This is a genomic window from Hymenobacter volaticus (assembly GCF_022921055.1).
Taxonomy (GTDB): Bacteria; Bacteroidota; Bacteroidia; order Cytophagales; family Hymenobacteraceae; genus Hymenobacter; species Hymenobacter volaticus.
In genome coordinates this window covers 1,239,300-1,262,545 of record NZ_CP095061.1, presented here as the reverse complement: position 1 = coordinate 1,262,545, position 23,246 = coordinate 1,239,300, and the positions used below count along the sequence as shown (strand labels likewise).

At 52.1% G+C, this 23,246-nt stretch carries 22 protein-coding genes and 2 tRNA genes; 14 read left to right on the top strand and 10 right to left on the bottom strand.

Annotated elements, in window-relative coordinates; genetic code table 11:
- Window positions 1–186 precede the first annotated feature (186 nt).
- Together MUN86_RS05535 and MUN86_RS05530 are read left to right on the top strand one after the other, a co-directional pair.
- Window positions 187–1,197 carry a GDP-mannose 4,6-dehydratase gene (locus tag MUN86_RS05535; protein ID WP_245122724.1) on the top strand — a complete coding sequence of 337 codons (1,011 nt, stop codon included), beginning with the start codon at window positions 187–189 and terminating at the stop codon, window positions 1,195–1,197.
- Between the two features lie 155 nt (window positions 1,198–1,352).
- Window positions 1,353–3,062 carry an ArnT family glycosyltransferase gene (locus tag MUN86_RS05530; RefSeq protein ID WP_245122722.1) on the top strand — a complete coding sequence of 570 codons (1,710 nt, stop codon included), beginning with the start codon at window positions 1,353–1,355 and terminating at the stop codon, window positions 3,060–3,062.
- Window positions 3,063–3,113: 51 nt separating this feature from the next.
- Here MUN86_RS05530 and MUN86_RS05525 read toward each other — a convergent pair whose 3' ends face one another.
- A complete protein-coding gene (locus MUN86_RS05525; RefSeq protein ID WP_245122719.1) occupies window positions 3,114–3,761 on the bottom strand; it encodes a lipid-A-disaccharide synthase N-terminal domain-containing protein in 648 nt (215 codons plus the stop codon).
- Window positions 3,754–4,512, bottom strand: coding sequence for a glycosyltransferase (locus MUN86_RS05520; protein WP_245122718.1), 759 nt, complete (start codon window positions 4,510–4,512; stop codon window positions 3,754–3,756). The genes MUN86_RS05525 and MUN86_RS05520 overlap by 8 nt, the downstream gene beginning before the upstream one ends.
- A gap of 416 nt (window positions 4,513–4,928) precedes the next feature.
- Here MUN86_RS05520 and xseA point away from each other — a divergent pair, with 416 nt between their 5' ends.
- From xseA to MUN86_RS05485, 7 genes are all read left to right on the top strand, one after another.
- A complete protein-coding gene (gene xseA, locus MUN86_RS05515; protein WP_245122716.1) occupies window positions 4,929–6,308 on the top strand; it encodes an exodeoxyribonuclease VII large subunit in 1,380 nt (459 codons plus the stop codon).
- Between the two features lie 113 nt (window positions 6,309–6,421).
- A complete protein-coding gene (xseB, locus tag MUN86_RS05510; protein ID WP_245122714.1) occupies window positions 6,422–6,730 on the top strand; it encodes an exodeoxyribonuclease VII small subunit in 309 nt (102 codons plus the stop codon).
- 136 nt (window positions 6,731–6,866) lie between these two features.
- Entirely contained in the window at window positions 6,867–7,217 is a 351-nt protein-coding gene (locus tag MUN86_RS05505; RefSeq protein ID WP_245122712.1) for a hypothetical protein, read from the top strand.
- A 13-nt stretch (window positions 7,218–7,230) separates the two neighbouring features.
- Window positions 7,231–7,953 carry a hypothetical protein gene (locus MUN86_RS05500; protein WP_245122711.1) on the top strand — a complete coding sequence of 241 codons (723 nt, stop codon included), beginning with the start codon at window positions 7,231–7,233 and terminating at the stop codon, window positions 7,951–7,953.
- 292 nt (window positions 7,954–8,245) lie between these two features.
- Window positions 8,246–9,064 (top strand): sensor histidine kinase, encoded by an 819-nt coding sequence (locus MUN86_RS05495; protein WP_245122709.1) that lies wholly within the window; start codon window positions 8,246–8,248, stop codon window positions 9,062–9,064.
- On the top strand, window positions 9,061–9,471 hold the full coding sequence (locus MUN86_RS05490) for a response regulator (protein ID WP_245122707.1): 411 nt from the start codon (window positions 9,061–9,063) through the stop codon (window positions 9,469–9,471). The genes MUN86_RS05495 and MUN86_RS05490 overlap by 4 nt, the downstream gene beginning before the upstream one ends.
- A 466-nt stretch (window positions 9,472–9,937) precedes the next feature.
- Window positions 9,938–11,296 (top strand): DUF6563 family protein, encoded by a 1,359-nt coding sequence (locus tag MUN86_RS05485; protein ID WP_245122705.1) that lies wholly within the window; start codon window positions 9,938–9,940, stop codon window positions 11,294–11,296.
- 11 nt (window positions 11,297–11,307) lie between these two features.
- Here MUN86_RS05485 and MUN86_RS05480 read toward each other — a convergent pair whose 3' ends face one another.
- On the bottom strand, window positions 11,308–11,670 hold the full coding sequence (locus tag MUN86_RS05480; protein ID WP_245122704.1) for an MGMT family protein: 363 nt from the start codon (window positions 11,668–11,670) through the stop codon (window positions 11,308–11,310).
- A gap of 131 nt (window positions 11,671–11,801) precedes the next feature.
- On the opposite strand from MUN86_RS05480, the gene MUN86_RS05475 reads away from it, so the two are divergent.
- The 4 genes from MUN86_RS05475 (at window position 11,802) to MUN86_RS05460 (ending at window position 18,524) form a co-directional block, all read left to right on the top strand.
- Window positions 11,802–12,305, top strand: a complete 504-nt coding sequence (locus MUN86_RS05475; protein ID WP_245122701.1) for a YciE/YciF ferroxidase family protein — start codon at window positions 11,802–11,804, stop codon at window positions 12,303–12,305.
- A 228-nt stretch (window positions 12,306–12,533) separates the two neighbouring features.
- A complete protein-coding gene (locus tag MUN86_RS05470; protein ID WP_245122698.1) occupies window positions 12,534–13,685 on the top strand; it encodes an efflux RND transporter periplasmic adaptor subunit in 1,152 nt (383 codons plus the stop codon).
- A gap of 114 nt (window positions 13,686–13,799) precedes the next feature.
- The gene (locus MUN86_RS05465) at window positions 13,800–16,877 is read left to right on the top strand and encodes an efflux RND transporter permease subunit (protein ID WP_245122696.1); all 3,078 of its coding nucleotides are present in this window, start codon (window positions 13,800–13,802) and stop codon (window positions 16,875–16,877) included.
- A 249-nt stretch (window positions 16,878–17,126) separates the two neighbouring features.
- Window positions 17,127–18,524, top strand: a complete 1,398-nt coding sequence (locus MUN86_RS05460) for a TolC family protein (protein ID WP_245122694.1) — start codon at window positions 17,127–17,129, stop codon at window positions 18,522–18,524.
- Between the two features lie 53 nt (window positions 18,525–18,577).
- Here the strand turns inward: MUN86_RS05460 and MUN86_RS05455 are convergent, their stop codons facing one another.
- On the bottom strand, window positions 18,578–19,003 hold the full coding sequence (locus MUN86_RS05455) for a hypothetical protein (protein WP_245122692.1): 426 nt from the start codon (window positions 19,001–19,003) through the stop codon (window positions 18,578–18,580).
- Window positions 19,004–19,374: 371 nt separating this feature from the next.
- Here MUN86_RS05455 and MUN86_RS05450 point away from each other — a divergent pair, with 371 nt between their 5' ends.
- Window positions 19,375–19,554, top strand: coding sequence for a hypothetical protein (locus MUN86_RS05450; protein WP_245122690.1), 180 nt, complete (start codon window positions 19,375–19,377; stop codon window positions 19,552–19,554).
- Between the two features lie 184 nt (window positions 19,555–19,738).
- Here MUN86_RS05450 and MUN86_RS05445 read toward each other — a convergent pair whose 3' ends face one another.
- The 6 genes from MUN86_RS05445 to MUN86_RS05425 form a co-directional block, all read right to left on the bottom strand.
- The gene (locus MUN86_RS05445; protein ID WP_245122688.1) at window positions 19,739–21,013 is read right to left on the bottom strand and encodes a zinc dependent phospholipase C family protein; all 1,275 of its coding nucleotides are present in this window, start codon (window positions 21,011–21,013) and stop codon (window positions 19,739–19,741) included.
- Window positions 21,014–21,269: 256 nt separating this feature from the next.
- Window positions 21,270–21,354 (bottom strand) — tRNA-Ser (locus MUN86_RS05440).
- Between the two features lie 93 nt (window positions 21,355–21,447).
- Window positions 21,448–21,533, bottom strand: a tRNA-Ser gene (locus MUN86_RS05435).
- 128 nt (window positions 21,534–21,661) lie between these two features.
- Entirely contained in the window at window positions 21,662–22,273 is a 612-nt protein-coding gene (locus tag MUN86_RS05430; protein ID WP_280640604.1) for a YihY/virulence factor BrkB family protein, read from the bottom strand.
- A complete protein-coding gene (locus tag MUN86_RS31110; RefSeq protein ID WP_280640603.1) occupies window positions 22,264–22,665 on the bottom strand; it encodes a YhjD/YihY/BrkB family envelope integrity protein in 402 nt (133 codons plus the stop codon). Before MUN86_RS31110 ends, MUN86_RS05430 begins: the two co-directional genes overlap by 10 nt.
- Before the next feature lie 63 nt (window positions 22,666–22,728).
- The gene (locus MUN86_RS05425; protein ID WP_245122687.1) at window positions 22,729–23,220 is read right to left on the bottom strand and encodes an acyl-CoA thioesterase; all 492 of its coding nucleotides are present in this window, start codon (window positions 23,218–23,220) and stop codon (window positions 22,729–22,731) included.
- Between the last annotated feature and the right edge of the window lie 26 nt (window positions 23,221–23,246).

The window sequence follows — 23,246 nt, the reverse complement described above, 5'->3', positions numbered from 1 at the left end:
GAAAAAACTAGAGGATATAAATAAAGGTATGCCAACTTCTTTCTGTTTTCGAGCTGAAACAATTCGGCTATTGCCGTCTTAGTTATCAATATCAAGAGCAACAATCGAACTCCTCGTTAATACAATCGTTACTTTGTGTTTTCGCCCAGTCGTATGGGCCTTCTTTAGTTGCTTACTGGCTCCTTCATGCCTACTGCCTTAGTTACCGGCTGCGCCGGCTTCATCGGCTCTCACCTGAGCGAACGGCTGCTAGCCGATGGTTACCGCGTAATCGGGCTCGACAACTTCGATCCGTTCTACGACCGGGCCCTCAAACTAGCCAATCTGTCGGCCTCACTCAAGAACCCCAACTTCGCATTTCATGAGGTAGACCTGCGCAATGGGCCTAGTGCTCTTGCAGCAACTCTAGCTACCGAGCACGTCGATGTGGTAGTGCATTTGGCGGCCAAAGCTGGCGTCGGCCCGTCTGTGCGCGAGCCAGCCGCTTACCTCGAAGCCAATGTGCTAAGCACCGTGCATTTGTTGGAATGGATGCGACAGGCAGAAGTTAGAAACCTGTTTTTCGCGTCGTCTTCGTCGGTGTATGGTAATACCGTGGAACTACCGTTTCGGGAGGATATGGCTTTACTGGCCGCGTGCATCTCGCCTTACGCAGCATCCAAACTGAGTGCCGAGCAGTTCACGTTCACCTATCATCACCTATACGGCTTCAACGTGCTCAATGCGCGGTTCTTCACCGTGTATGGCCCTCGCCAACGCCCCGACTTAGCTATTCATAAGTTCGCGCGTTTGTTGCGGGCAGGCCAGCCTATTCCCATGTACGGCGACGGTAGCACGGCTCGCGACTACACCTTCGTGGCTGATACAGTCGATGGTATTGCACGAGGCATAGCGTATTTGTTGACGCATCCTGGCACCTACCAAACCATCAACCTCGGCAACAGCACGCCTATCAAGCTGCGCGACCTGATTACGGCCGTGGGCACCGCCGTAGGTGTTGTGCCCGTGCTCGATATGCATCCTATGCAGGCCGGCGATGTGGAAGTCACGTATGCCGACATCAGTAAAGCCCGTCACCTTATTGGCTACAACCCTCAAACAACCTTAGCAGAAGGATTACAGCAGTTTATACGCTGGCTGCAAGAAACCGAGGATGCCTCTGCTTCTCTTGTCTTGGATTCTGTGCCGACATCATAAGGCTAGCTGGCCCCTCTTACGTTTTGCTGCCTGGCTAGCTAGAAGCGCATGCTGCTGAACCTGCCCGCTCGCCACTGCTGTTCATGAGCGGCCATTCAAATCAATCTTTCAAGCGCAACTGCTTTACCCTCGCTACCAGGGAATCTAGTTACTCTATGCGTTCTTCTCTTACTGAGTCTTCCTGGCTGCGGCCGTTTACCGTGTTACTCGTGTGCTTTTTCAGTTGCTTCGTGCACCTGGGCGCCCCCGAGGTAAACCTGATGGAAGCTCGCAACTTTGTAGCGGCCCGCGAAATGGTGCAAGGCGGCTCTTGGCTAATTCCCACTATGAACGGCGCTTTGCGTGTGGCGAAGCCTCCACTCCCAACCTGGGCGGTGGCTGTTACCCAGAAACTGACTGGCCTCACCCAGGACCCCGGTATTCTGCGCCTGCCCGCCGCCATCATGACCACCCTGTTGGTGTTTTTCTTTTGGGGCTTGGTGCGGGAACTGATCCGGGCGCAACCGGGCGAGGCCGAAGCACCGGGTCGTACTGCGTGGCTAGCTACTCTGGTGCTGGCTAGCAGTTTATTGGTGGTTACTGTAGGGCGCGAGGGCCATTGGGATATTTTCGCCAATAGCTTTTTGGTAGGCTCGCTCTGGGCGTTGGCCCGCGGTTGGTTTGCGAAGAGTTCCAGCTGGAGGTGGTTTGCGCTGAGCGGTTTGCTTCTGGGCTGCTCTATGCTCAGCAAAGGGCCAGTGGCGCTTTACGCTGTTTTGCTGCCTTTCTTGGCGAGTTTCGGGGTACTGCGGTTCTATCCAGAGCGGGGACCTATGCGTCCGCGGCGTTGGGGCTTGCTGCTGGCTCTGGTCTTGGGCTTAATAGTAGGAACGGCGTGGCCCATTTACTTGGCAGTGCAGCACACTGTAGCCCCTGCAGCATTGGCGGTAGCCCGCGTGGAAGTAACCTCCTGGGGCGAGCGGCACGTGCAGCCGTTTTGGGAATACTGGAACTTCCCGGTGTTCACGGGCATCTGGACGCCGATAGCTTTATTGGTGCTGGCCGTACCGTTTGCCCGCTCCCGAGCCGGCCGTTACATTCCTTACCGGGCCGCACTGGCTTGGTTGCTGATAGCCTTCTTGCTCTTGAGCTTGGTTCCAGAGAAGAAAGAGCGGTATCTATTGCCACTCATGCCGCCACTTGCCTTGTTGATCGGGGGGCTGCTTCGCCATCTCGAAACTGTACTGCGCAACGGCCTGCGTCCGCGCCCCGAAGCCACGTTGGTTCGCATTTGGGCTGGGCTGTTGGCTGTTGCTAGCTGCTTGTTTCCAGTGGTGCTGGTTTTCATGAAACTACCCGCGTACGGGCCAGGGTCGGTACCATTTGCGGTTACCGTAGTGGTGTTTTTGCTGTTGGCAGCGGCTATTATACGGTGGGGTTTCCGACAGTACCAAGTCCCGGTGTTGATGGCTAGCTCTATTACCGCTATGGCCCTGCTACTGGCCTTGCTGGCTCCCGCTTATCCTCTCTGGACCAACCGGCGCGCCGAGGCTGGCCTACGGCACATAGCCGCCCTTCGTGGCAACCCGGTACTAGCCAACCTGCCTTGGTACACGCTCGAGGAACTGCATATTAAGCGCGTGTGGGATGCCGGTCGCGCCGCACCTAGTTGGCCCCGCACCCCCGACTCAGTGCTAGTTCGTCCCCGTGGCCCAATTGCAGTTCTTACCGGCTCTAACATCGCCAAACAACTCCCCCGCGCCTGGCGCGACCAGGTACGGCTGCAAGTGGTGGACAGCTTCTACCTCGACCGCCAACGGAAAGACGGCCGCTGGCGCGTAACCTTGGTTACACCAATTTCAGTAACTGAGCGACCAGGTAACTAAGCAAGTCTAAGAGTGGAAGTAGTTGAACAACTCTTTACACCACTCCGCTGCTCAGTTGCCTTCCGAAGCTACCTCTCGGCGCATCAGCACAATGTTGCGGGCGTAGACCACCGTACCGAAAATATTGCCCACGATGAGCACTATATCAACGGGGCGGCGCAAAATGGCATACGTCAAGATCAAGACCGAGCCCACGAAGCTAACCACCCAGAAGCCGAGCGGTAGCACCGATTCGCCTTTGCGTTCCGAGTACAGCCATTGATACACGAAGCGCATCAGAAAGATGGTCTGCCCGATTGCCCCTAGCGCGAGCACACCGCTCGGAATACCATGGCTAAGCATGGCCCGCAAACTGAAGTGCTGGTTGCCAACCACAAACCAAACCAGCATTGCCAGCGGAAACACGTAAGCTCCCGCCCGAAACAAGCCGCTGAGCTTACGCCACTCTCCCAACAGTTGCAGATTGCGGATGTAGATGCCGTAGCTGATTAGCTGTGCCCCCAATATCACTGGGTCGTGGCGCAGCATGCCGTAGATTATCATCAGAAACGATGAAATCAAGCTAATCTGCCAGAACAAAGTGGGCACAAGTACTCGTTTGGCCCGCTCGCTTTGCACCCATTGCAACACAATGCGGCTGCTGAATAGCAGCTGTGAAGTTAGCCCAATACCTAGTGCTACCTGCTCGACTCTAAGCATGGTCTGCGGTACGGTGCTGCTCCCCTATTTCGTAGTTTTTCCAGCGGCTTCTAATCCAGCGAAATCCGAAAGTATCCACGAGTGGCTTCCAGGCTCGGTTCCAGAGGTTATACTTGGCCGTACCCGCAAACCGAGGGAAGTGCTGCACCGGCAGCTGCTTCACGCGCCCACCCTGTAGTTGCACCAAAGCTCCCAGAAAGCGGTGCATACCATGGAACAGCGGAATTCGGCGGGCGTATTCAATCTTGATGATCTTGAGTGGGCAGCCTGTATCCTCGATGCCGTCGTTGATAAGCGTCCGCCGTACTGTGTTAGCTACCTTCGACGACAATTTCTTCACGATTGTATCCTGCCGCTTGGCCCGAATGCCGTTCACCATGTCGTATTCGGGTAGGAACTCGAAAAACTTCAGGAAGTCGAGCGGTGAGGTCTGAATGTCGGAATCAATGTAGCCGACTAGCGTGGAGCGGCAATGGTCGAAACCTGCTTTGATGGCCGTACTCAAGCCTTGGTTATGGCTGAGACTAATGAACTCGTAACGAGGATTCTGCTGGCAAATGTCGCGCAGCAGCGCCAACGAACCGTCCTTTGACCCATCGTTGACAAACAGTACGGTAGTAGGAATAGGCGTCTGCTCCAGAAACTTGTTCATCTCCACCACAAACTGCGGTAGGCTTTCTTCTTCATCGTACACGGGCACCAACACCGTGAGTGTTTGTTGGGAGAGATAGGAACTGAGCGGAGCAGGCATAGCAGAACGTAAAAAACGGAGTGCAAGGTAGGCAGGTTTTGAACCTTCTACTACGTAAACAGGCCTCCCAACTCTTTAATCAGGAAGTTGATACTCATTTTCCCCTGGTTGAACCTTCTCGCTATTCTATCTGCCGTCCGTAATTATGAAGTCATGAGCATTGCCGATACGGAAATCTGCCCCTAACCCTACTCATGATTTCGCCCATCAGCAACCTGTTGCGCAGTTCGAAATAAGTGGTCATCTAATTAGGTAGTTTCCATCTTGCCTGCGGCCTGCAAGCGAGGTTTATCGGTTGAACAGAACAATCAAACACGCTGGCTATGCGGTTTTCTTCCAGAAAAACCCACTGCTAAATAGCATCCTGTGCCGGCTTTCTAGTGTCAGCAGCGCATAAGCCCTACCTTTACAACTGTATGCCACCGCTCTACAACCGCCGACCCGACCCGGGCCTTTCCACTTCTTTGCCCCCCGTAGCCTTGCCGCTGGCCGAGTTGCTGCTGCGCGTGAAACAAAGCTTGAGCGAGCGGTTCGCCGATTCGTATTGGGTGGTGGCCGAAATTGCTGACCTCACTCTGCCCCGCTTCGACGGCGCGCATTGCTACCTCACTCTCACCGACCAGCACCAAACCGGCCGCGGGGCGCAGCTTAAAGCCCAAGCCCGTGCCACCATTTGGAGCCAACGCTACCAGCAACTTGCTCCGGTATTCGAGGAGCACACCGGTCAAGAACTGCGGCCGGGCCTGAAAATCATGCTGCGCGTGCAAGTAAAATTCCACGAGCAATATGGCCTAAGCCTCGACGTGCTAGCTCTAGACCCCACTTATACGGTCGGTGAGTTGGCCCGGCAACGTTTGGAGACGTTGCGAAAGCTTGCCGAAAAAGGGCTGCTGGAGCGGCAGCGTGCTCTGCCGCTGGCTTTGGCTCCACAGCGCCTAGCTGTCATCTCCTCGCCTACGGCGGCGGGTTTTCAAGATTTTGTGCAGCAGCTTCAGGAGTCGCCTTATGCTTTTTCGCTGGCTTTATTTCCGGCTACCATGCAAGGCGAAGATTCTCCGGGCAGTATTCGGGCAGCGCTGGAAAGCATTCGGAAGCGCCGCCAGCATTTCGATGCAGTCATCATTATCAGAGGTGGGGGCTCGAAAACTGACTTGCTGGCCTTCGATGACTATGGACTAGCAGCGGCCATCGGGGCCTTTCCGGTGCCTGTCCTCACTGGTATCGGACACGAGCGCGACGAAGCAGTTGTTGACCTCACGGCGCACCTTGCGCTGAAAACACCCACTGCCGTAGCGGCCTTTCTCGCCGACCGGTTGGCTCGCCTCGATGCCGTGTATGATGGCTATGCTGGCCGCATTCGGGAGCTAGCAGCACAGCAAATCCAAAATGCAGCAACTCACCTCGACCGGGTTGGTCGGCGCACTAATCTGGCTGCCCAAGAGCAGCTGGAAGGTCATCGAAGTGCGTTGCGGCAACGAGTGCGGGCGGCGGCACCACTAGCGCGGGCGCGTTTACGGCAGCAAGAATTGCAACTTGGTCAGCAACGTCATGCCCTACAACGCGCTGCCCACCATGCTGCCGTGGGTCAGCAGCGACGCCTCGTGCACCTGGGTATCACGCTGGCTCGGCGCTTCCGCCGTCTACACCGTCGTCGCCGTGAACAGTTGCTGCATAAGCGCTACCAGCTTCAACTAGCTGCCGAACGTATGTTGCACCGTGCCGAAGTACTACTGCTGGAAAAAGTCAACCAGCAAAAAGACGCCTTAGCTAGCAAACAAAACGGCATTCCTATCTGACTTAATGACGAAAGCTCTAGTTGCTGGTTACTGGCTCTAAAGCAGAAATGCTAATTGAGTAATCGACTGGCGCCATATCGCTCATTGTCTCCTTTTAAACTCATCACCCTCTCATGGATAATACCACTTATCGTGACGCTATAGCGGAGCTTGAAACCATCTTGCGCGCTCTGGAAACCGACACCATTGATGTAGATGAACTCACAGCCCGTGTCCAGCGCTCTGCTCAACTTATTCGCCTTTGCAAGCAGAAATTGCGCACGGCCGAGGATGCCATCGACCGGGTGTTTGAGAATCTTGACCAGGATGAAGACGACTTGCCCACGCCAGCCGAAGAAGATGCACCGCCGCTTTTCGCCCCACCAACCCCCAAACGCGCCCCTCGTGCTCCGCGCGACACAAGTGGCGGTTTGCTTTTCTAAGTCCAAGGCAAACAGACAAAGCAAGTAAATGCAGAAGATGGCGGTCTATAATAAGGTTTGCTATATATTTAGATGCGCTAATTAAAAAAGCATACAGGCGCTGTGCCATCTTTTCAGCTGCATTTCACTTGTTCTTATGGAATCCTCTTCGTCTAGTAATCTCTCCGATGAGCTTAATCCCCAAAACACTGTAGGGGAGCGTATTAGCTTTGAAAAAGCAGCAGCTTGGACTGCTACTTATCAAAATGACCATGCTGGAAGCTTGCAGTCCGTGTTTTACAGTGCTGACGTATTTTTGAAATTGCTCCGACAAGAGGGGGCTACCGGCATTCGTATTTATAATGCTATCAATCCCGAAGGAAAAGAATGCTTTGTGCTGGTAGGAGCCACCGAGGAAGGCGACTTAACCGAGGAACATCACTTTGCTTTCGACAAAGGGCAAGGCTGCCCAGACACTTGCGTGATTAGCTCCTTGGCTCGCAGTTAGCCTCTCCTTTGTCATGTTAACGTCTGATCTTGCCTGGGTACTCAAAGTCAGGCTAGTTCTAACCTATACCAGTGAACTTTCGCTGCTGTTACCCATATGGGTAGGTTATCGACGATGGGCTGTTTTGCAGAAGCACCATAAAGTTGTTTTATGGTGTTGTGTGATGTGGACCGTTTTAACGGTCATCGGCGAAATTCTCTTTGCAGTAAAGCAGCATAATCTCTTTGTGTGGAACACGGTCACTATACTAGAGACCCTCTTCTTGAGCTATGCTTTCTACTTAAAAATACGATCCTCCAAAGCTCGCCGCTTGCTGCGTATAGCCGCTGGTGTATTCGTCGTACTTGCTGTTACTGATTTCTTCTACCTAAGTGGATTAAAAGCTACTACCGTGTACGCGGTTGCAGCCGAAAGCGTGTTCCTAATTACCACAGTTTTATTGTATTTCGAGCAGCTTCTGCAAGAGCTTCGTACCACATCTCTAGGACGAACTCCTATGTTCTTGATAGGCATAGGAGTAATCACTTATTTCGCTGGAACACTGATGGTTTTTCTGTTGCAAAATTCGGTGTCTGGCATTCAGGAGATGCTGATGATGACGGTAAATTCAGTTCTTAGTCTGGTGCTGAACTCGATTATTGCCTGGGCCTTCTTCCTGATTGGGAAGCTACAACCACCGACAGTTGCCTTCACGTCGTCCGCTTCACTTCCCGACCGGCAAACCATACGTCAGTAAGGGCGTTTCTTATTTGCGCTTCCCCTAGTACGACAAGCAAACAACTTGCAATCTACTACTCTTTTAAGCATATAATTATTGGATATTTCTGGTGAGTTAGAAGATAGTGACGTATTTTTCAGTCACCATATTGTGGTACGCACACATTGGTAGCCTTACTTCAATTTTCATCTTCTTAAGGCTATTTATCGTTTCATTATCTGTTTCTGTGGTAAACCTGTTGTAGTTCAGTTTATTTGCACTGGCTGCAATTACTTCACACTATTGCTCTTTGTATTGCTTTATTGCTTAGATGAATAATTGGCTGATTCCTGTTATGCTGGCTACGCCAGTGCTACTGCTGCTCGCTCTAGGCATCGTAGCATTTGTGCTTCGCTACCAGCGGCGACTGCTCCGCCAACAGGAACAACTGCGGCAAGTGCGCGAAATGGCTCAGCAACAGGCGCTCGAGGCGGCATTGTTGGCTCAGGAAGATGAACGCCGCCGCATTGCCGCCGACCTCCATGATGGAGTGGGTACTACTTTAGCTATTGTAAAGCTGCACCTGAGCTCACTCGGCCATCCTTCGCTTACGCAAGAAGCCAGCAGCCTACTTGATCAGGCCATTACAGAAGTTCGACGCATTTCGCGCAATCTGTTGCCAGCGGCCTTACAAAAATTTGGGCTTCCTTTCGCGCTTGATGCGCTAGCTCGCACTGTACCTACCGATGGGCCTACCCATCTCAACATAGAGCAGCGCGGCCAGCCCCGCCGTCTCGATCCACACTACGAGCTTATTGTATACCGTGTAGTGCAAGAACTACTAGGCAACGGTTTGCAGCACGCACACGCCGACAAGATTGACATCATAGTTGATTTTGGCACCGACACCCTTTCTTTGCATTATACCGACAACGGCATCGGCTTCGATACATCAAAAATTGACACTCAACCCTTGAGTGGAGCTCGCACTGGCCACGGCCTCACCAACCTCCGTAGCCGCGTAGCCGTGCTGCAGGGCACCCTCCGCTATCAGTCGGAAATGGGGGTCGGCAGCCAGGTTTGGATTTCTTTACCAGTACCGTATATTACTGCTTCTCAAATACCTGCTCTCATTAGCTCCCTATTATGACACCTGCAACAATTCGTTTGGCCGTGGTCGATGACCACATTTTATTCCGTAAGGGCCTGCGTGCCCTTATTAGCGGATTCCCCGCAATGGAAGTACTCTTCGAAGCTGGTGACGGCGAAGAACTACTCCATCGGCTAGATCAGGGCAATCTCCCAGAAGTGATATTGATGGACTTGCAAATGCCTAACCTCGACGGTTTACAAACCGTACGGTTGTTGCGCGCACAGTACCCTCGTATCCGCGTCATTATTATTTCTATGCATGACGAACCCGAGCTGATCGAGAGCTTGAAAGTGGAAGGAGCTCATGGCTATCTACTCAAGAATGCCAGCCCGGAGGAAGTACGCGGCGCTATCTTGGCAGCTGCAAACACCAGCGAACCCCGTCAAATTGTGAGCTCTTATTAACGCTATTAACTTAAAAGTTACTTTAAGCTCGCTATCCATCTCATTGCTAGCTTCCAACAAGATTTGAAGATTAGCCCAAGCGACTTGAGTGATATCAAGTTGCTTGGGCTGGTTATTTTATTCTCTATTCATGCTATGTAGTCTGAGTTAAAGCTCGCCTTGTTCTGCAGTAACGTGGCGCCACGGCTATAGCCTTGTGGCGTAACAGCGACCGAGAAGATTGCACCACCCTTACTCAGTGAGCGTAACGACGCTAGAGGAACTAGGCAGCCCTCGCAGAATTACGGCCCTAGGTAATACAGCATTAATTCACATAGTGCTTATGCGCTAGGGGTGCTCACGTGAGCTAGGCGCATCGTGGGGTGTTGAAAAACTCTGTTCAGCGGCACCAGCTTTACCCGCTTACTTAGCAGTCAGTATTTATTTCGATAAATCTTATCCTCAACCATCAGTGCTTTTACATATTATGAAGATTTACTACTTACTGCTTTTGCTACTGCCTTTCGCTAGTTATGCCCAAGGCCCAGTGTACCAGGTTGATTTACAGGAGCAAAAGCTCTCACTGCCCAACGCAACATTTCACATATCGGAGGTACTTGACTTACGCGTCAATACGAACACCATCGGTTGGGTGCAACGCGGCTTATACAATGTGCGGGTACCAGCTAATCTGAAAGGTGGTGCTACAAACTGTCTAACTCAATGGCTGCAAAGTCAGATGCCAGCTCAGCCTGGCTCCCGCCCTGTTATCATGCGTATCCACGACCTGCGCATTGGGGAAATTATCAAAGCTACTTCCGAGAAAGCTAAGGCGATTGTAGATGTCGACTTTCTGGTACTCCAACCTGATGGTCGATACTATATACTACTACGTCATCCTGACGAAGAGATTCATGGCGGCATTGAGACCACTTCTTTTCATGATGACAATATTGCGGCCTGCCTTCAACGAGGCGTCACACTCTTGAACACATTGTCGTGGGATCAGCGCTTAAGCAACGCTCCCTCCGTTACTGCAGAACAGATTCGCTACCGTACTGACCGTGCTCCCGAAGTTTACACTTACCCGATTCTGACGGCTACTGTTCCGACACGTGGCCTTTACAGTAGTTTTCTCGATTTCCGTCGCAACCAGCCTGATACGGCTACTGCTTTTGAAGTAGAAAAACAGCCTCGTACCAACGCTGAGTGGCAGAATACCGAAGAGATAAAGCTCTATAATGGTAGCGGAGCTACCCGCGTAGAACTTGCTAAGGTTTGGGGCTTTTCCGATGGCCAACAGTTGTACATCCGGCATCGTAACCGCTATTATCCGCTTCAGCGGGCCGGCAATGACTTTACATTCGAGGGCCATGCTGGGGCTGATGCGGGCGCAGTAAGCACTGCTAGTTTCATAGGTGGCGCGGCTGGCGGAATCATTGCCGCTGCTGCTACCACCGGTCACCGTCAGGAGTACACGCTCGATATAGCAACTGGACGAGTGTCCGATTTCGACTATATGGCACAATTCGCCCGACGCGACACGGCAATGGTAATTGTGTATCGCCGACCTGGCAGCGTCAAAAAACCTATGACTATTCTACTTGATGGCAAAAAGCTAGGCGACCTACCCGCCAACAATTTTCTGCAGATCCCTTGGACCAATAAAACCAAGGAAGTAACGCTCTGTATTGAAGGCTTGGAATCAAGCTATTCCTTCATTCCTAACTTTACAACGGTTAATTATGTGGAGCTACGAGCTAAATCCGACGCTGACAAGCCAGTGCTAGAAGCGGCACCAACGAAAGAAGGAGTATTTTATACCAAGAAAATGCGACGGCTTTGAGATGTATAGTCTTACTCTAGCTCCACGCTTGGGTCCCAAAACAACTTCTTGAACTCCACTACTTGATCATCAACCACGCGCACTCCTTCGGCTTCGAGAGCTTCCTGCATGGCAGTAGGCGTAGCGAAGTGCATACGGCCTGTGAGTAATCCGTTGCGGTTGACTACACGCTGCGCCGGAATATCGTCGAGGCCGCGGGCGGGGGCTGCGGCAATAAGGGCGTAGCCAACCATGCGGGCGCCGTGCCGCGCCCCCAGATAATGCGCAATGGCCCCGTAGGTAGAAACCCGCCCCATCGGTATCAGGCGTACCACTTCGTGTACTTCCTGAAAAAAATTACGGTTTGTTTCATTGGGGTTACGAGGTAAACTCATGGGCTGGAAACACAGAAAAGCGGGGGCGGAAGGTAGGAAACCAGATGGTGCCAGTCAAACGAAATTGCAACGCCCTTGCGGTTGAGTACGTATCGGATGTACTTGATTTCCACCTTAACACCTACTCAACCATGGCCCTTTTCTCAGATAAACTCACCACTCTCGACGACCTGTTTCACGAACAACTCAAAGACCTGTACAGCGCTGAAAACCAACTACTGGAGGTACTGCCCCAGATGGCCGACAAAGCCAAGGACTCAGGGCTAAAAACGGCTTTCCAGACGCACTTGCAGGAAACCAAAAACCAAGTAGCTCGCTTAGAGCAGATCGGCAAAATGCTGGACATCAGCTTAACCGGCCATAAGTGCAAAGCTATGGAAGGCATTTTGAAAGAAGGCTCCGACATGATTCATGAGGATGCGACCGACGAAGTAAAAGATGCTGGCCTTATTGCTTCGGCTCAGCGCGTCGAGCACTACGAAATTGCAGGTTACGGTACGGCAGCTCATTACGCGCAGCGCGTCGGGCAGCCCGAGGCAGCAGCCTTACTGCACCAAACCCTCAACGAAGAGCAAGCCACTGATACCAAGCTTAATAATTTGGCGAAAAGCTATATAAACGAGAAGGCGCTTTAAACCCGAAGCATTATTTCTTGTCATACTCGGGAACCCGGTCTGCTGCATAGCAGACCGGGTTTTTCAATGGCTTGAACTAAGCTGCAACCTGCGGACGATTTTGGTGTCTTACCGCCGTGTTTGTTTAGTACTATTCATTCCGAGTCAACTTAAAACCAGCCATTCGCGTTGTGAAGCGTTAGCGGTATCTATACAGTAAAGCGCTTCAGGTCAGAACCTTCTTAGAGTATGCAAACCAAGGAACAAGAAGAAATAGAGGTAATGCAGGAGCCCGCCGGAAAAAGCCACCGGGTGTTGTGGATAGTTCTGGCGCTAGCGTTACTGGCGGGGCTGGTTTTTGTGAAAATAAAGTACTTCCCTTCCACCACTGGCAAAGGAGCCGGCGGTGGTAAAGGCGGCCCCGGCGCGGCCGGTCCGGGCGGTGGCGGGGGCCGAGGTGGTGCTCAACGCTTGGCGGTGCAAGTGTACGTAGTGCAACCCACCAACCTTTCCGACGAAGTTGCTGCTACCGGTTCGGTATTGGCCGACGAATCAGTAGTTATCAAAAGTGAGCTTTCTGGCAAGATTACCAGTCTTCATATCAGAGAAGGCCAGCCAGTACGCAAAGGCCAGCTGCTGTTTAGCATCAATGCCGACGAAGCTCAAGCCGCTATTCGCAAGCAGGAATACAACATCAAGCTGTTTCGGGACCAGGAGCGGCGTCAGCGCACGCTACTCGACAAAGAATACATCAGTGCTCAGGAATACGAGCAAGCGAACAATCAGCTGCTTACTGCGCAGTCGGATTTACAAGCGCTACGCGCAACACTCGATAAAGCATATGTGAAGGCTCCTTTTGATGGAGTGCTTGGATTGACTACCGCTACGGTAGGCACTTACGTGAGCCCCGGTGCCGAAATAACAACCTTATCACGCGTACGGCCTGTTAAAATTGACTTTGCCGTGCCGGGTCGTTTTGCCAACAACGTACGAGTAGGCGACTTGGTAAGCGTAACCGACGAAAGCACCAACAAGCAGTACGAAGCCAAAGTCTATGCCCTCGACCCGCAGATTGACCCTGTAAGCCGCACCCAACCCGTGCGTGCCCGCTATGCCAACACCAAAAACGAGTTGCGGCCTGGCGCCTTTGTGCGCGTCAATTTGAAACTCGGCGAATCGACGGACGCCTTGCAGGTACCTACTGAATCGGTGATTCCGGAAGCTAGCGGCTATAGCGTATATACTGTACAGGACGGTAAGATGGTGCCGAAGAAAGTGAAGATTGGCATCCGTTCCGATAAAGTTATTCAAATCACCGACGGCTTGTCCGTGGGTGATAGTGTCATCCGCACTGGTATTCTCCAGGTGAAGCCAGGTGACGCGGTACGTGCAACCAAATAACAAGTTCACGCAGTACCCCGCAACATCGGAAAGCAATGGTTTCTAATACAATCCATTGTGAACGACACGGCAAAACATTGCGTTTCCCATTGATAAACACTGCGTGAATCTTATATGAGTTTATCATCAACCAGCATCAACCGCCCGGTCCTCGCCATCGTGATGAGCCTCGTCATCGTGATATTTGGCGTTATCGGGTTTCGGTATCTCAGTATTCGGGAGTACCCGAGCGTTGACCCGCCTATTATCTCAGTATCGGCTAGCTACACTGGCGCCTCGGCCGACGTTATGCAGGGTCAAGTAACGGAACCGTTAGAAGAGGCTCTGAACGGTATTGCTGGTATCAAGAACCTGACGTCCAATTCGCGTGACGGTCGGACGCAGATTACGGTGGAGTTCGACTTGGACGCCGACTTGGAAACTGCTGCCAACGACGTGCGCGACAAGGTATCGGGGGCTCAAGGTCGCTTGCCGCGCGACATCGATCCGCCTGTTGTGAGCAAGGCCAACGCCGACTCGCAGCCCATTGTGATGACCTACCTCAGCAGCAACAAGCGCAACCTGCTGGAGCTAACCGACTATGCCAATAACACGCTCAAAGAACGTCTCCAAACTATTCCGGGTGTATCAGAAGTACGGGTATTTGGCGAGCGGAGATATTCAATGCGGCTTTGGCTGGATCCCGTCAAGCTGTCGGCGCTAGGGGTGAGTCCCGTAGATGTGCAGGCTGCTCTCACCCGCGAAAATGTGGAGCTGCCGAGCGGTGCCGTACAAGGCCAAGCCACGCAGCTCACGCTACGGACCATGGGCCGCTTGACCACGGTTGAGGATTTCAACAACCTTATTATCCGCAAAGATGCGTCCTCGCTAGTACGCTTGACGGACGTTGGGTACGCGGAGTTATACCCCGAAAATGACCAAACGATTTTTAAGGTGAATGGGGTACCCATGGTGGGCATTGCCGTCATTCCGCAGCCTGGTTCCAACCAGATTGATATTGCCGACGAGTGGAACAAGCGTATTGACCTATACGGCAAGGATTTGCCAAAGGACTTGGTACTGAAGTCTGGCTTCGACAACTCTGTGTTTATCCGGCAGTCTATTGGGGAGGTAGAACATACCATCGTCGAGGCGTTCGTGCTGGTAGTGGTCATCATCTTCCTGTTTTTGCGCGACTGGCGTTCCACGCTGATTCCGGTAGTGGCCATTCCGGTGTCGTTGGTGGGTATCTTCTTTGTGATGTACCTGCTCAACTTCTCCATCAATGTGCTCACGCTCCTCGCCATCGTGTTGGCCATTGGCCTTGTAGTGGACGATGCCATCGTGGTGTTGGAGAACATCTATTCGCGCATTGAGGACGGCGAAGACCCCAAAACGGCGGCCATCAAGGGTTCTGAAGAGATTCTGCTGGCTGTAGTGAGTACCACGGTGGTACTGGCTGCTGTATTCCTTCCCGTGGTATTCTTGTCAGGTATCACGGGCCGTTTGTTCCGCGAGTTTGGTATTGTGGTGGCCGGCTCGGTACTGATTTCGGCTTTCGTGTCGCTTACCCTCACGCCCATGATGTGCTCGGTGCTGCTTAAGCGCCAAGAAAAGCACAACTGGTTTTATCGCAAAACGGAGCCTTTTTTCGAGCGGCTGATTAGTGGCTATCAGGACAGTCTGCAAACCTTCTTGCGCAACCGGTGGCTAGCGTGGTTGGTGGTAGTAGGTACCGGTGTAGGCACTTGGTATTTCATGCAGACAATTCCATCGGAGCTAGCCCCCGTGGAAGACCGAAGCCGTATAAACCTGAACGCTACGGGCCCCGAAGGCGCCTCATTTGAATTCATGGACTCCTACATGGATCAGCTCAGCAAGATGGCCGTGGACTCGACGGACGATGGTAGCTTGAGCAGCGTATATGCCGTGACGTCGCCAGGCTTTGGCGGTGGTTCCAACTCGGGCCGGGCCCGCCTGTTGTTGCTCGATGCCGATAAGCGTCCTTTCACACAGGACCAGATTGCCACTAAGCTTTCGGCGGGTGTGAAGCGCCTAACGGCCGCTCGTACTTCAGTATCGCAAGACCAAAGTATTGGTAACGGCGGCGGCGGGTTGCCCGTGCAATTCGTTGTACAGACTCAGGACTTCGAGAAGCTGCGCGCCGCTGTACCTAAGTTTCTGGAGGCCGCCCGCCAAGATCCTACCTTCCAGTTTGCCGACGTGGACTTGAAGTTCAACAAGCCTGAGTTGCGCGTTACCATCGACCGAGAAAAGGCGCAGAGCCTCGGGGTTTCGGTGCAGAGCATCAGCCAGACGCTGCAATCGGGACTGAGCGGCCAGCGCTACGGCTATTTCATCAAAGACAGCAAGCAGTACCAGATTATCGGGCAGGTGGCACGCGAAGACCGCAACCAACCACTCGACGTGCGGCTCCTTTCGGTGAAAAGCGCGGATGGCCAGCTCGTGCAGCTCGACAACGTTATTCGCTTGACCGAAAGCAGCACGCCACCACAGCTCTACCGCTTCAACCGCTACAACTCGGCTACTTTTTCGGCTTCGTTGGCCCCTGGCAAGTCGCTTGGCGATGGTATAGCCGCCATGCAAGCCATTGCCGACAAGCAACTCGATGAAACCTTTACTACGGAATTGGCTGGTGCCTCCCGCGACTTTCAAGAAAGCTCATCGTCGCTCATTTTCGCTTTTGGTTTGGCGTTGGTGCTGATTTATCTAGTGCTAGCGGCACAGTTCGAAAGCTTCCGAGACCCGGTGGTGATCATGGTGACGGTGCCACTGGCATTGTCGGGTGCGTTGCTAAGCTTGTGGTATTTCAACCAAACCCTAAACCTGTTTTCGCAGATTGGCATCATCATGCTGATTGGGCTGGTGACCAAAAACGGTATTCTTATCGTGGAATTTGCCAACCAGCAAGTTGAGCAGGGCAAAGACTACATGACCGGGTTGATTGAAGGAGCTACCGCGCGCTTCCGTCCTATCTTGATGACTAGCCTTTGCGCTATTCTCGGTATTCTACCTATTGCAATTGCCACGGGTGCAGGTGCACTTAGCCGCCGGGCCATGGGTATTGGTGTAGTGGGCGGTTTGTTTTTTGCTACTGGACTAACGCTGTACGTAGTGCCGGTGATGTACTCGTACTTCGCTACGGCCAAGAAGCACAGCGCTAAAGTGAAGACCAAGAAAGTAGCAGCGTAAGTACATAAGCCCTTAGTTCTTGAATCAGTCAGGAAGTAGGGGCTTATTTGTTGCTTGAGATTACGCGTCTTGCTGTACCCTTGGTGCTGTACGACGGTAATACAAGCTCACTGATAATTTACTTGTACTCAGGTTTCGTTTCGAGGCCGCCCCTCCCCTTCTCAACGGAGCAGCGGACTCGCTTTTAGTTTTAGCACAGTTTCCCGAATGCAGTTTCAATTCTATCGTTTTCGTTGTTTGGGTGCGGCAATGCTGCTCTTTCCTTTTGCGGCCCTCGCCCAGCAGCCAACCCAACCAGCTCGGCCAGCACAAGAGCCTCGGTCGAAACCGAAACCACAAACCGAAAAGCCAGAAACCGTAGCTGCCGCCGCGCCGCTTACTTTAGCCGAAGCTATTAGGATTGGCTTGGAGAACAACTACGACATTCGGGTGTCGCGGCAGGACGAGCGAATTGCGGAAAACAACGTGACGCGCGGCAACGCCGGTCAGCTGCCGGTAGCAAACGGCAATTTTACCCGCACCTTCAATGTCAATAACACCCGGCAGGTAAGAGAGCAATCGGAGCCGGTAGTTATTAACGGTGGCAAGGCCAATGCCCTCAATGCCAACGTAACTGGCACCTGGACCATCTTCGATGGGTTGGGAATGTTTATTGCCTACGACCGACTTAAAGCACTCGACCAAAGCCAACGGCAGCTTACCCGGGCTACCATCGAAGAAACCGTTACCAACATCACCGACGCGTACTATGCAGTGGTGCGGGAGTTTGGTAAAATCGGCTCTATTGAAGAAGCACTTAAGATCGGACAAGCCCGCATCGACCTCACCCAAGCGCGCGTGGATGTAGGCGCTAGTGCAAAAGTAGAAGTTCTTACAGCACGCGTAGACTACAATGCCGACCGCTCCATCCTGATCCAACAACAGGAATTGCTTCAGCGCGCAAAAGTAAACCTCAACGCCCTGCTTGGCCGAGCCCCGCGCATCGACTTCAGCCCCGCCGATTCTATTGTGGTTGCTCGTGACCTGACGCGTGAGGGAGTAAACCAAGCACTGCTCCAGGCTAACCCCCGCTTGCAACAAGCCAAGCTCAACACTCAAGTTGCCACGTACGACCGTCGACTGGTGCGGGCAAGCCGCTTTCCGCAACTAGGCTTAACCGGCGGCTACGGGGTTACTCGTAACATCAACAATGCATTCCTCATCAATACTGCCAACGGTAGCGTGTTGGGGTCCAACACCAACCGTGTCTTTGGTCCCAATTACGGTGTGGTAGCATCAGTTCCCATTTTCGACGGCTTCAATCGTAGCCGTTTAGAGCAGAATGCCCGCATTGCTGAAGAGCAGAGCAACTTGCTGCTCAACCAAACCCAGCTGCAATTAGAAGCTGAAGCCGAGCAAGCCTTTGCTCAGTATCAAAATCGCTTGCAACTACTAGAGCTAGAAGAAACCAACATCCTGCTGGCCCGCGAAAACGTGGCTATTGCCTTGGAACGTTACCGGCTGGGGCTGCTTACGCCCATTGTTTTACGCGAAGCGCAACGCACCCAACTCGATGCAGAAGTGCGCTTGCTTGATATTCGGTATCAGGCTAAGCAAGCCGAGATTGTGCTGCGCCGCCTAAGCAGTGGTTTGGTACAAACCCAATAATCAACTGCAAGCACCGCTCGTAGCAACCAAACGGTTCCACCGTTTGGGGTAAGTTACAGTCTTGCTTTGTGTTGCTGCTCGCGCAACCACTCTTCAGCTTCAGACACCCGGTCGAAAATTTGAATTTGCACATCCCCGCCAAAGGATTCCGTTTCTAGTACGGCAACTTGGCTTGCTAGATCCTGTGGTTGAGCCACATGGGCTATATAGCGCAAACCCAAGCGTGCAGCCTGCGGGGCCCATGTGGTACGCAACCATTCCACTGAATCAAACCAAGGGCCCCGCAGGCCACTGTTGTCATTGAGTAAATACGGACAGTGAAACGTGTTCATGGAATCCAAGAAATCCACGGCTCCGTTGTAAGCCTCCTGCGAATCAATATAGCCTACCCAAGTGGCACGCAGCCATTGTTCATCCTCGTCAAGAGACAATTCGCAGACACTTTCATCGAGAGAATCTATGTTTTTGAATATACGCATAAGGTAGTAACGGAATTTTCACCCTTTTCGGTTGCCACTGAAGAGATATAGAACGAAGAAAATAGCTCTTCTAACAGCTATTGCTGCTTTGGAATGAGATAAATCGTGGTTACGGTAACTTCATTTGCAAGTAATTAGGCCATTGCCTGTGTAGCCACTCAAGACACCATTCAATACGACAGGAGCTACTTCTTCGTAAGCTTTATAAACTGCTTCGTCGTGATACTGACGAGTTTGATAGCGGTATTGTTTAAGCTCAACGAATAGCCCTCATTGCCCGCTCATGGTGCTGTAGTTTTGAGTACTTCTTCACCGGTTCGCTAGTGGCAGGCCGGTAAGAGTATCTGCTCTATCTACATACCTATTGCACCATGGTTACTTGTATTTGTCGGCTGTTGCTCGCTCTATCGTTGGTAGTAAGCTCGGCTTTCGCCTCATTCGAAGCCGTTGCCATTACCCCGGTTTTCCGGCTGCTACCCCGCATGCCACTGAAAACGGTAAATCGGTTCCCGCTCTGCCTGCACCACTCTAGCTGCCGCGCCTACAAGTAAGCACCACAACTCTAAAGAGCTTCACCTGATGCTTGTTGTCAGTAAAACACTTAGCTCTCGAACAAAAAAAGCCCGTCAGATATTCTGGCGGGCTTTTTTCTTTATACAGACACAAGTCAATCGAAAGCAATTTCTGCATTTTGCCTCGGGAACTTGAAGTCAGACGAGACGGCAACAGAACACGTCACGGCGCGACTTTAAGAGTCCGCAGCTGCTTTAGGGCTTCCATTGTCTTGGCTCTGGTTTTCTCTTCTTTTTCATCTTTGTCAACCGGCGCCTTAGGAGTAGGTCCAAAAAAGGCCAGGATATTCTGCTGAACTGGGGCCGTGAGACCTGCAAATTTGTTGCCGGACAATTGGCGCAACCACTCGCCGTAGGCTTCGTCAGTCAGATCGTATTCTCCTACTTTGGTGGGGCGCCCTGTATCAAAGTCTGTATTAGGCAAATTCCGCTGCGCAACACTCATGGTGTCTTGCGGTTCTGCTTCCACCAATTGGCAATAATGCCCCATCACATTCTGAAAACTTGCCTTAAATAAGGTTTGCGCTTCGGGAGTGGGCAGCTTGAAAGCAAACGGCCGTAGTGGCCCAATCTTAGGCAGCACCCGCACAAAGTAGGACAGAATACGCGCCCCGGTGCCAGGCTCGTCGTAATCCGTTCCGTATAGCCTACGATACTCTTTCCTGCTTTGATTGAAAACGTATTCGCGCCGCCGTGCTCGGGGGCTAAGACGCCGGATTTCCTTTTTCTGTGCCTGCCAGGCAGCCCGACTTGCAATGGGGATTAGCTGGCGAACTGCAAACCGAAACGAACCGACAGCTAAGTCTACATTGAAAACTATCTCCCCAAGCTCCAAGCCATAGGTTTTGTAGAAGGCACGTTCCAGCACGGGTTTCGATACTTGAAACCCAATGGAGCGCTGATATTCGGCAGTGCGGTAGCGGCCCGTTGCTAGCTGCACCACATCAAATGCAAACTCCAGCTGCGTGTGTTGAATAGGCGCCTCTTCGTACGTGATATTATCGCCAAATTTTTGCTGGAGTTCAGGATACACCGACGGCATAGCTTTATTAGTACCCTCTGGGTGGCCAATAATATCGGCAGTGTAATGCGCCAGGGCTCCTAAGGCAAAAGCATATTCGTTGCGGCTATGTGCTTCGCTAAGCAGATTATGCACAAAATCACCGCTGCGCACATAATGAGTCAGGTTGGTAAACAACTTAGAACCCATGGGATAGTACCCCATATCCTGCAAAATGGACCCTCCGTAGGCGTACGCTTTTGCCTCAGTGAGTTGTTCTTCGGTAGCACCCGGATATCGTCGCTGCAGCAGTGGCAGCAAGCAACGCGTCCACGACGAATCAATATTGGCTTGGTGAGTGAGCACCGAATAGCCTGAAGCGGAAAAAGGAAGGAACAGCACCACCAACACCAGACTCCGAAGCAACCAATTAAGCATGATGTAAATGGACTTTGACAGGCTGACGGTTCATTCCGAGGCCTTAAAAGCATTGTGCAGTACGCGCAAGCACAACAGGAGTTGTGCCTGTAAGTAACAGAACCGGGTCAGCAAACTTCGCAACGCTCTCATTCCCTGCTTCGCTTGTCCACTAGCAATAACAGCACAGCGCGAGGCAAAGTATTGGGCACAACCGTATTTGTGGTTTCTGCTAAAAAACAAAGCCCCGTTTTCGAGATGAAAACGGGGCTTTTTGTAGAGAGCGAGGGATTCGAACCCCCGGAGGTTTAACCCTCAACGGTTTTCAAGACCGCCGCAATCGACCACTCTGCCAGCTCTCTGGGTCAATTGACACTTGTCACTTAGTGTCCGACAAATCTAACACTTCAGAACGACTGTTAGACCACAATCCAGCAAATGTTCACTATAAAAAGTAGAGAGGGGGGATTCGAACCCCCGATACCCTTGCAGGTATAACGGATTTCGAATCCGTCGCATTCGACCACTCTGCCACCTCTCTGTTAATCCAAATCGGTCAATTTGGGACGACAAAAGTAGCAGCGTCCTGCACTCGTCACAACTTTTAACCGCATATTTTTCCAGCCCGATTGGCGTTTTGCTCTTTACCAGCGCCGTTACCACTGAGTATCAGGCTCTAACTTTTGCTATTTTTTCTTTGCCGCGCAGTCGGTCTAGTAGTCGCAGGCCGTTAGGTTCTTGACGCAGGCGCCCGGTTACGGCGTCAATACTCACATTTACTTCAAAGCCGACAATAATGGTCATGCACACAAAATCCAGCCATACCATGAAGCCTACAAGAGCTCCGATAGAGCCGTAGAAGTGGTTGTAGGAATCGAAAATCTTGACGTAGAGAATAAACAGAAACGACACCAAGAAAATAAGCAACGTAGCTACCACCGCACCTGCCGAAAAAAATGGCCATTTGTCGTGCACTGGCGGCACATAGTAATACACCAAACAGGTGGTGAGCAAAAACAGCCCAACTACTGAACCGTATTTGATAACTGTGATTAATTCGCTGGTGTACTGCTCGGGCACTATTTCCTCGAACACTAGTGCATCAATAATGTAAGTACCGAAGAAAATACCTGCCACCGACACCAGCAATACTGCTGAAAGTACTACTGTAAGCAGCGTTGCAATTACGCGCTTGCGCACATAAGTTCGCTTCTTGAAAGACGGATACTTCTTCTCGAAGGCGTCGAGTAGCGCCATGATGCCGTTGCTACTTAGAACCAAGGCAGTAGCAAAACCGAAAGAGAGCAGCCCCCGTGCGGAATATTCACGATGTCCTCGATGGTACCCGATACCACTTTGTACATCTCCCCCGGAATCAAGTCAGCCAGGAACTGAAGAATATCAACGTTGAGGTTGGGGATAGGCAAATAGGGAATCAGCGTGAACAGAAAGATGATCGTCGGGAATAGGGCTACAGTGAAGTTAAAGGCCATGTAGCCAGCCCGCTTTTCTACACTATCCAGCTTCAGTTCCTGAATCATACGGTCCACCACGTCATACACCGATGCTTTGCCACCAGCAATACGCAGGCGCTTCAACCACACAATAAATTGCCGGTAGCTACGCCGACGGCGCAAGTCCGGCAAATGGTACCGACGAACTGGCAGGTGCATGGGATGAGTGTTAATTGTGGAATGGCTGCTCGTTGAAATGGCTCACAAGCAGCCATTCCACACTTATTTACTTTTTAAAAACGCGGCGGGCGCGGGCGCATCTACGGGGCTTTGTGGAGGTGTTAGCGGACTAGTTAGTTCATCATCCGTGAAATACGGGGCAAGCTTCGCCTTGATTTGCTCTGGAATCGGAACAGGCCGCCCATTGCTCGTGCTTACGAATACCATCAGCGTGTGGCCTTCCGTTAACAACTCGTTTGCCTCGTTATAGATTTCATATTCAAACATCACCCGCGAACCTTCAGCGGGCTGACGCAACAACAGGCGCACCGTAAGCAAGTCGTCGTAGCGAGCGGGCCGGCGGAAACGGGTCCGGATTTCTCCTACTGGCATCCCCACGCCACTGGCTTCAAGGTCTTTGTAGCTAATGCCTAACTGGCGAAAAGCTTCGGTACGGCACACTTCAAAGAAAGCCGCATAGTTGCCGTGGTACACGTAGCCCATTTGGTCGGTTTCGGCGTAGCGGACTCGAATTTTGGTGTCGGATTGGTACATGGTTGATTGCCAATTGATATACCGGT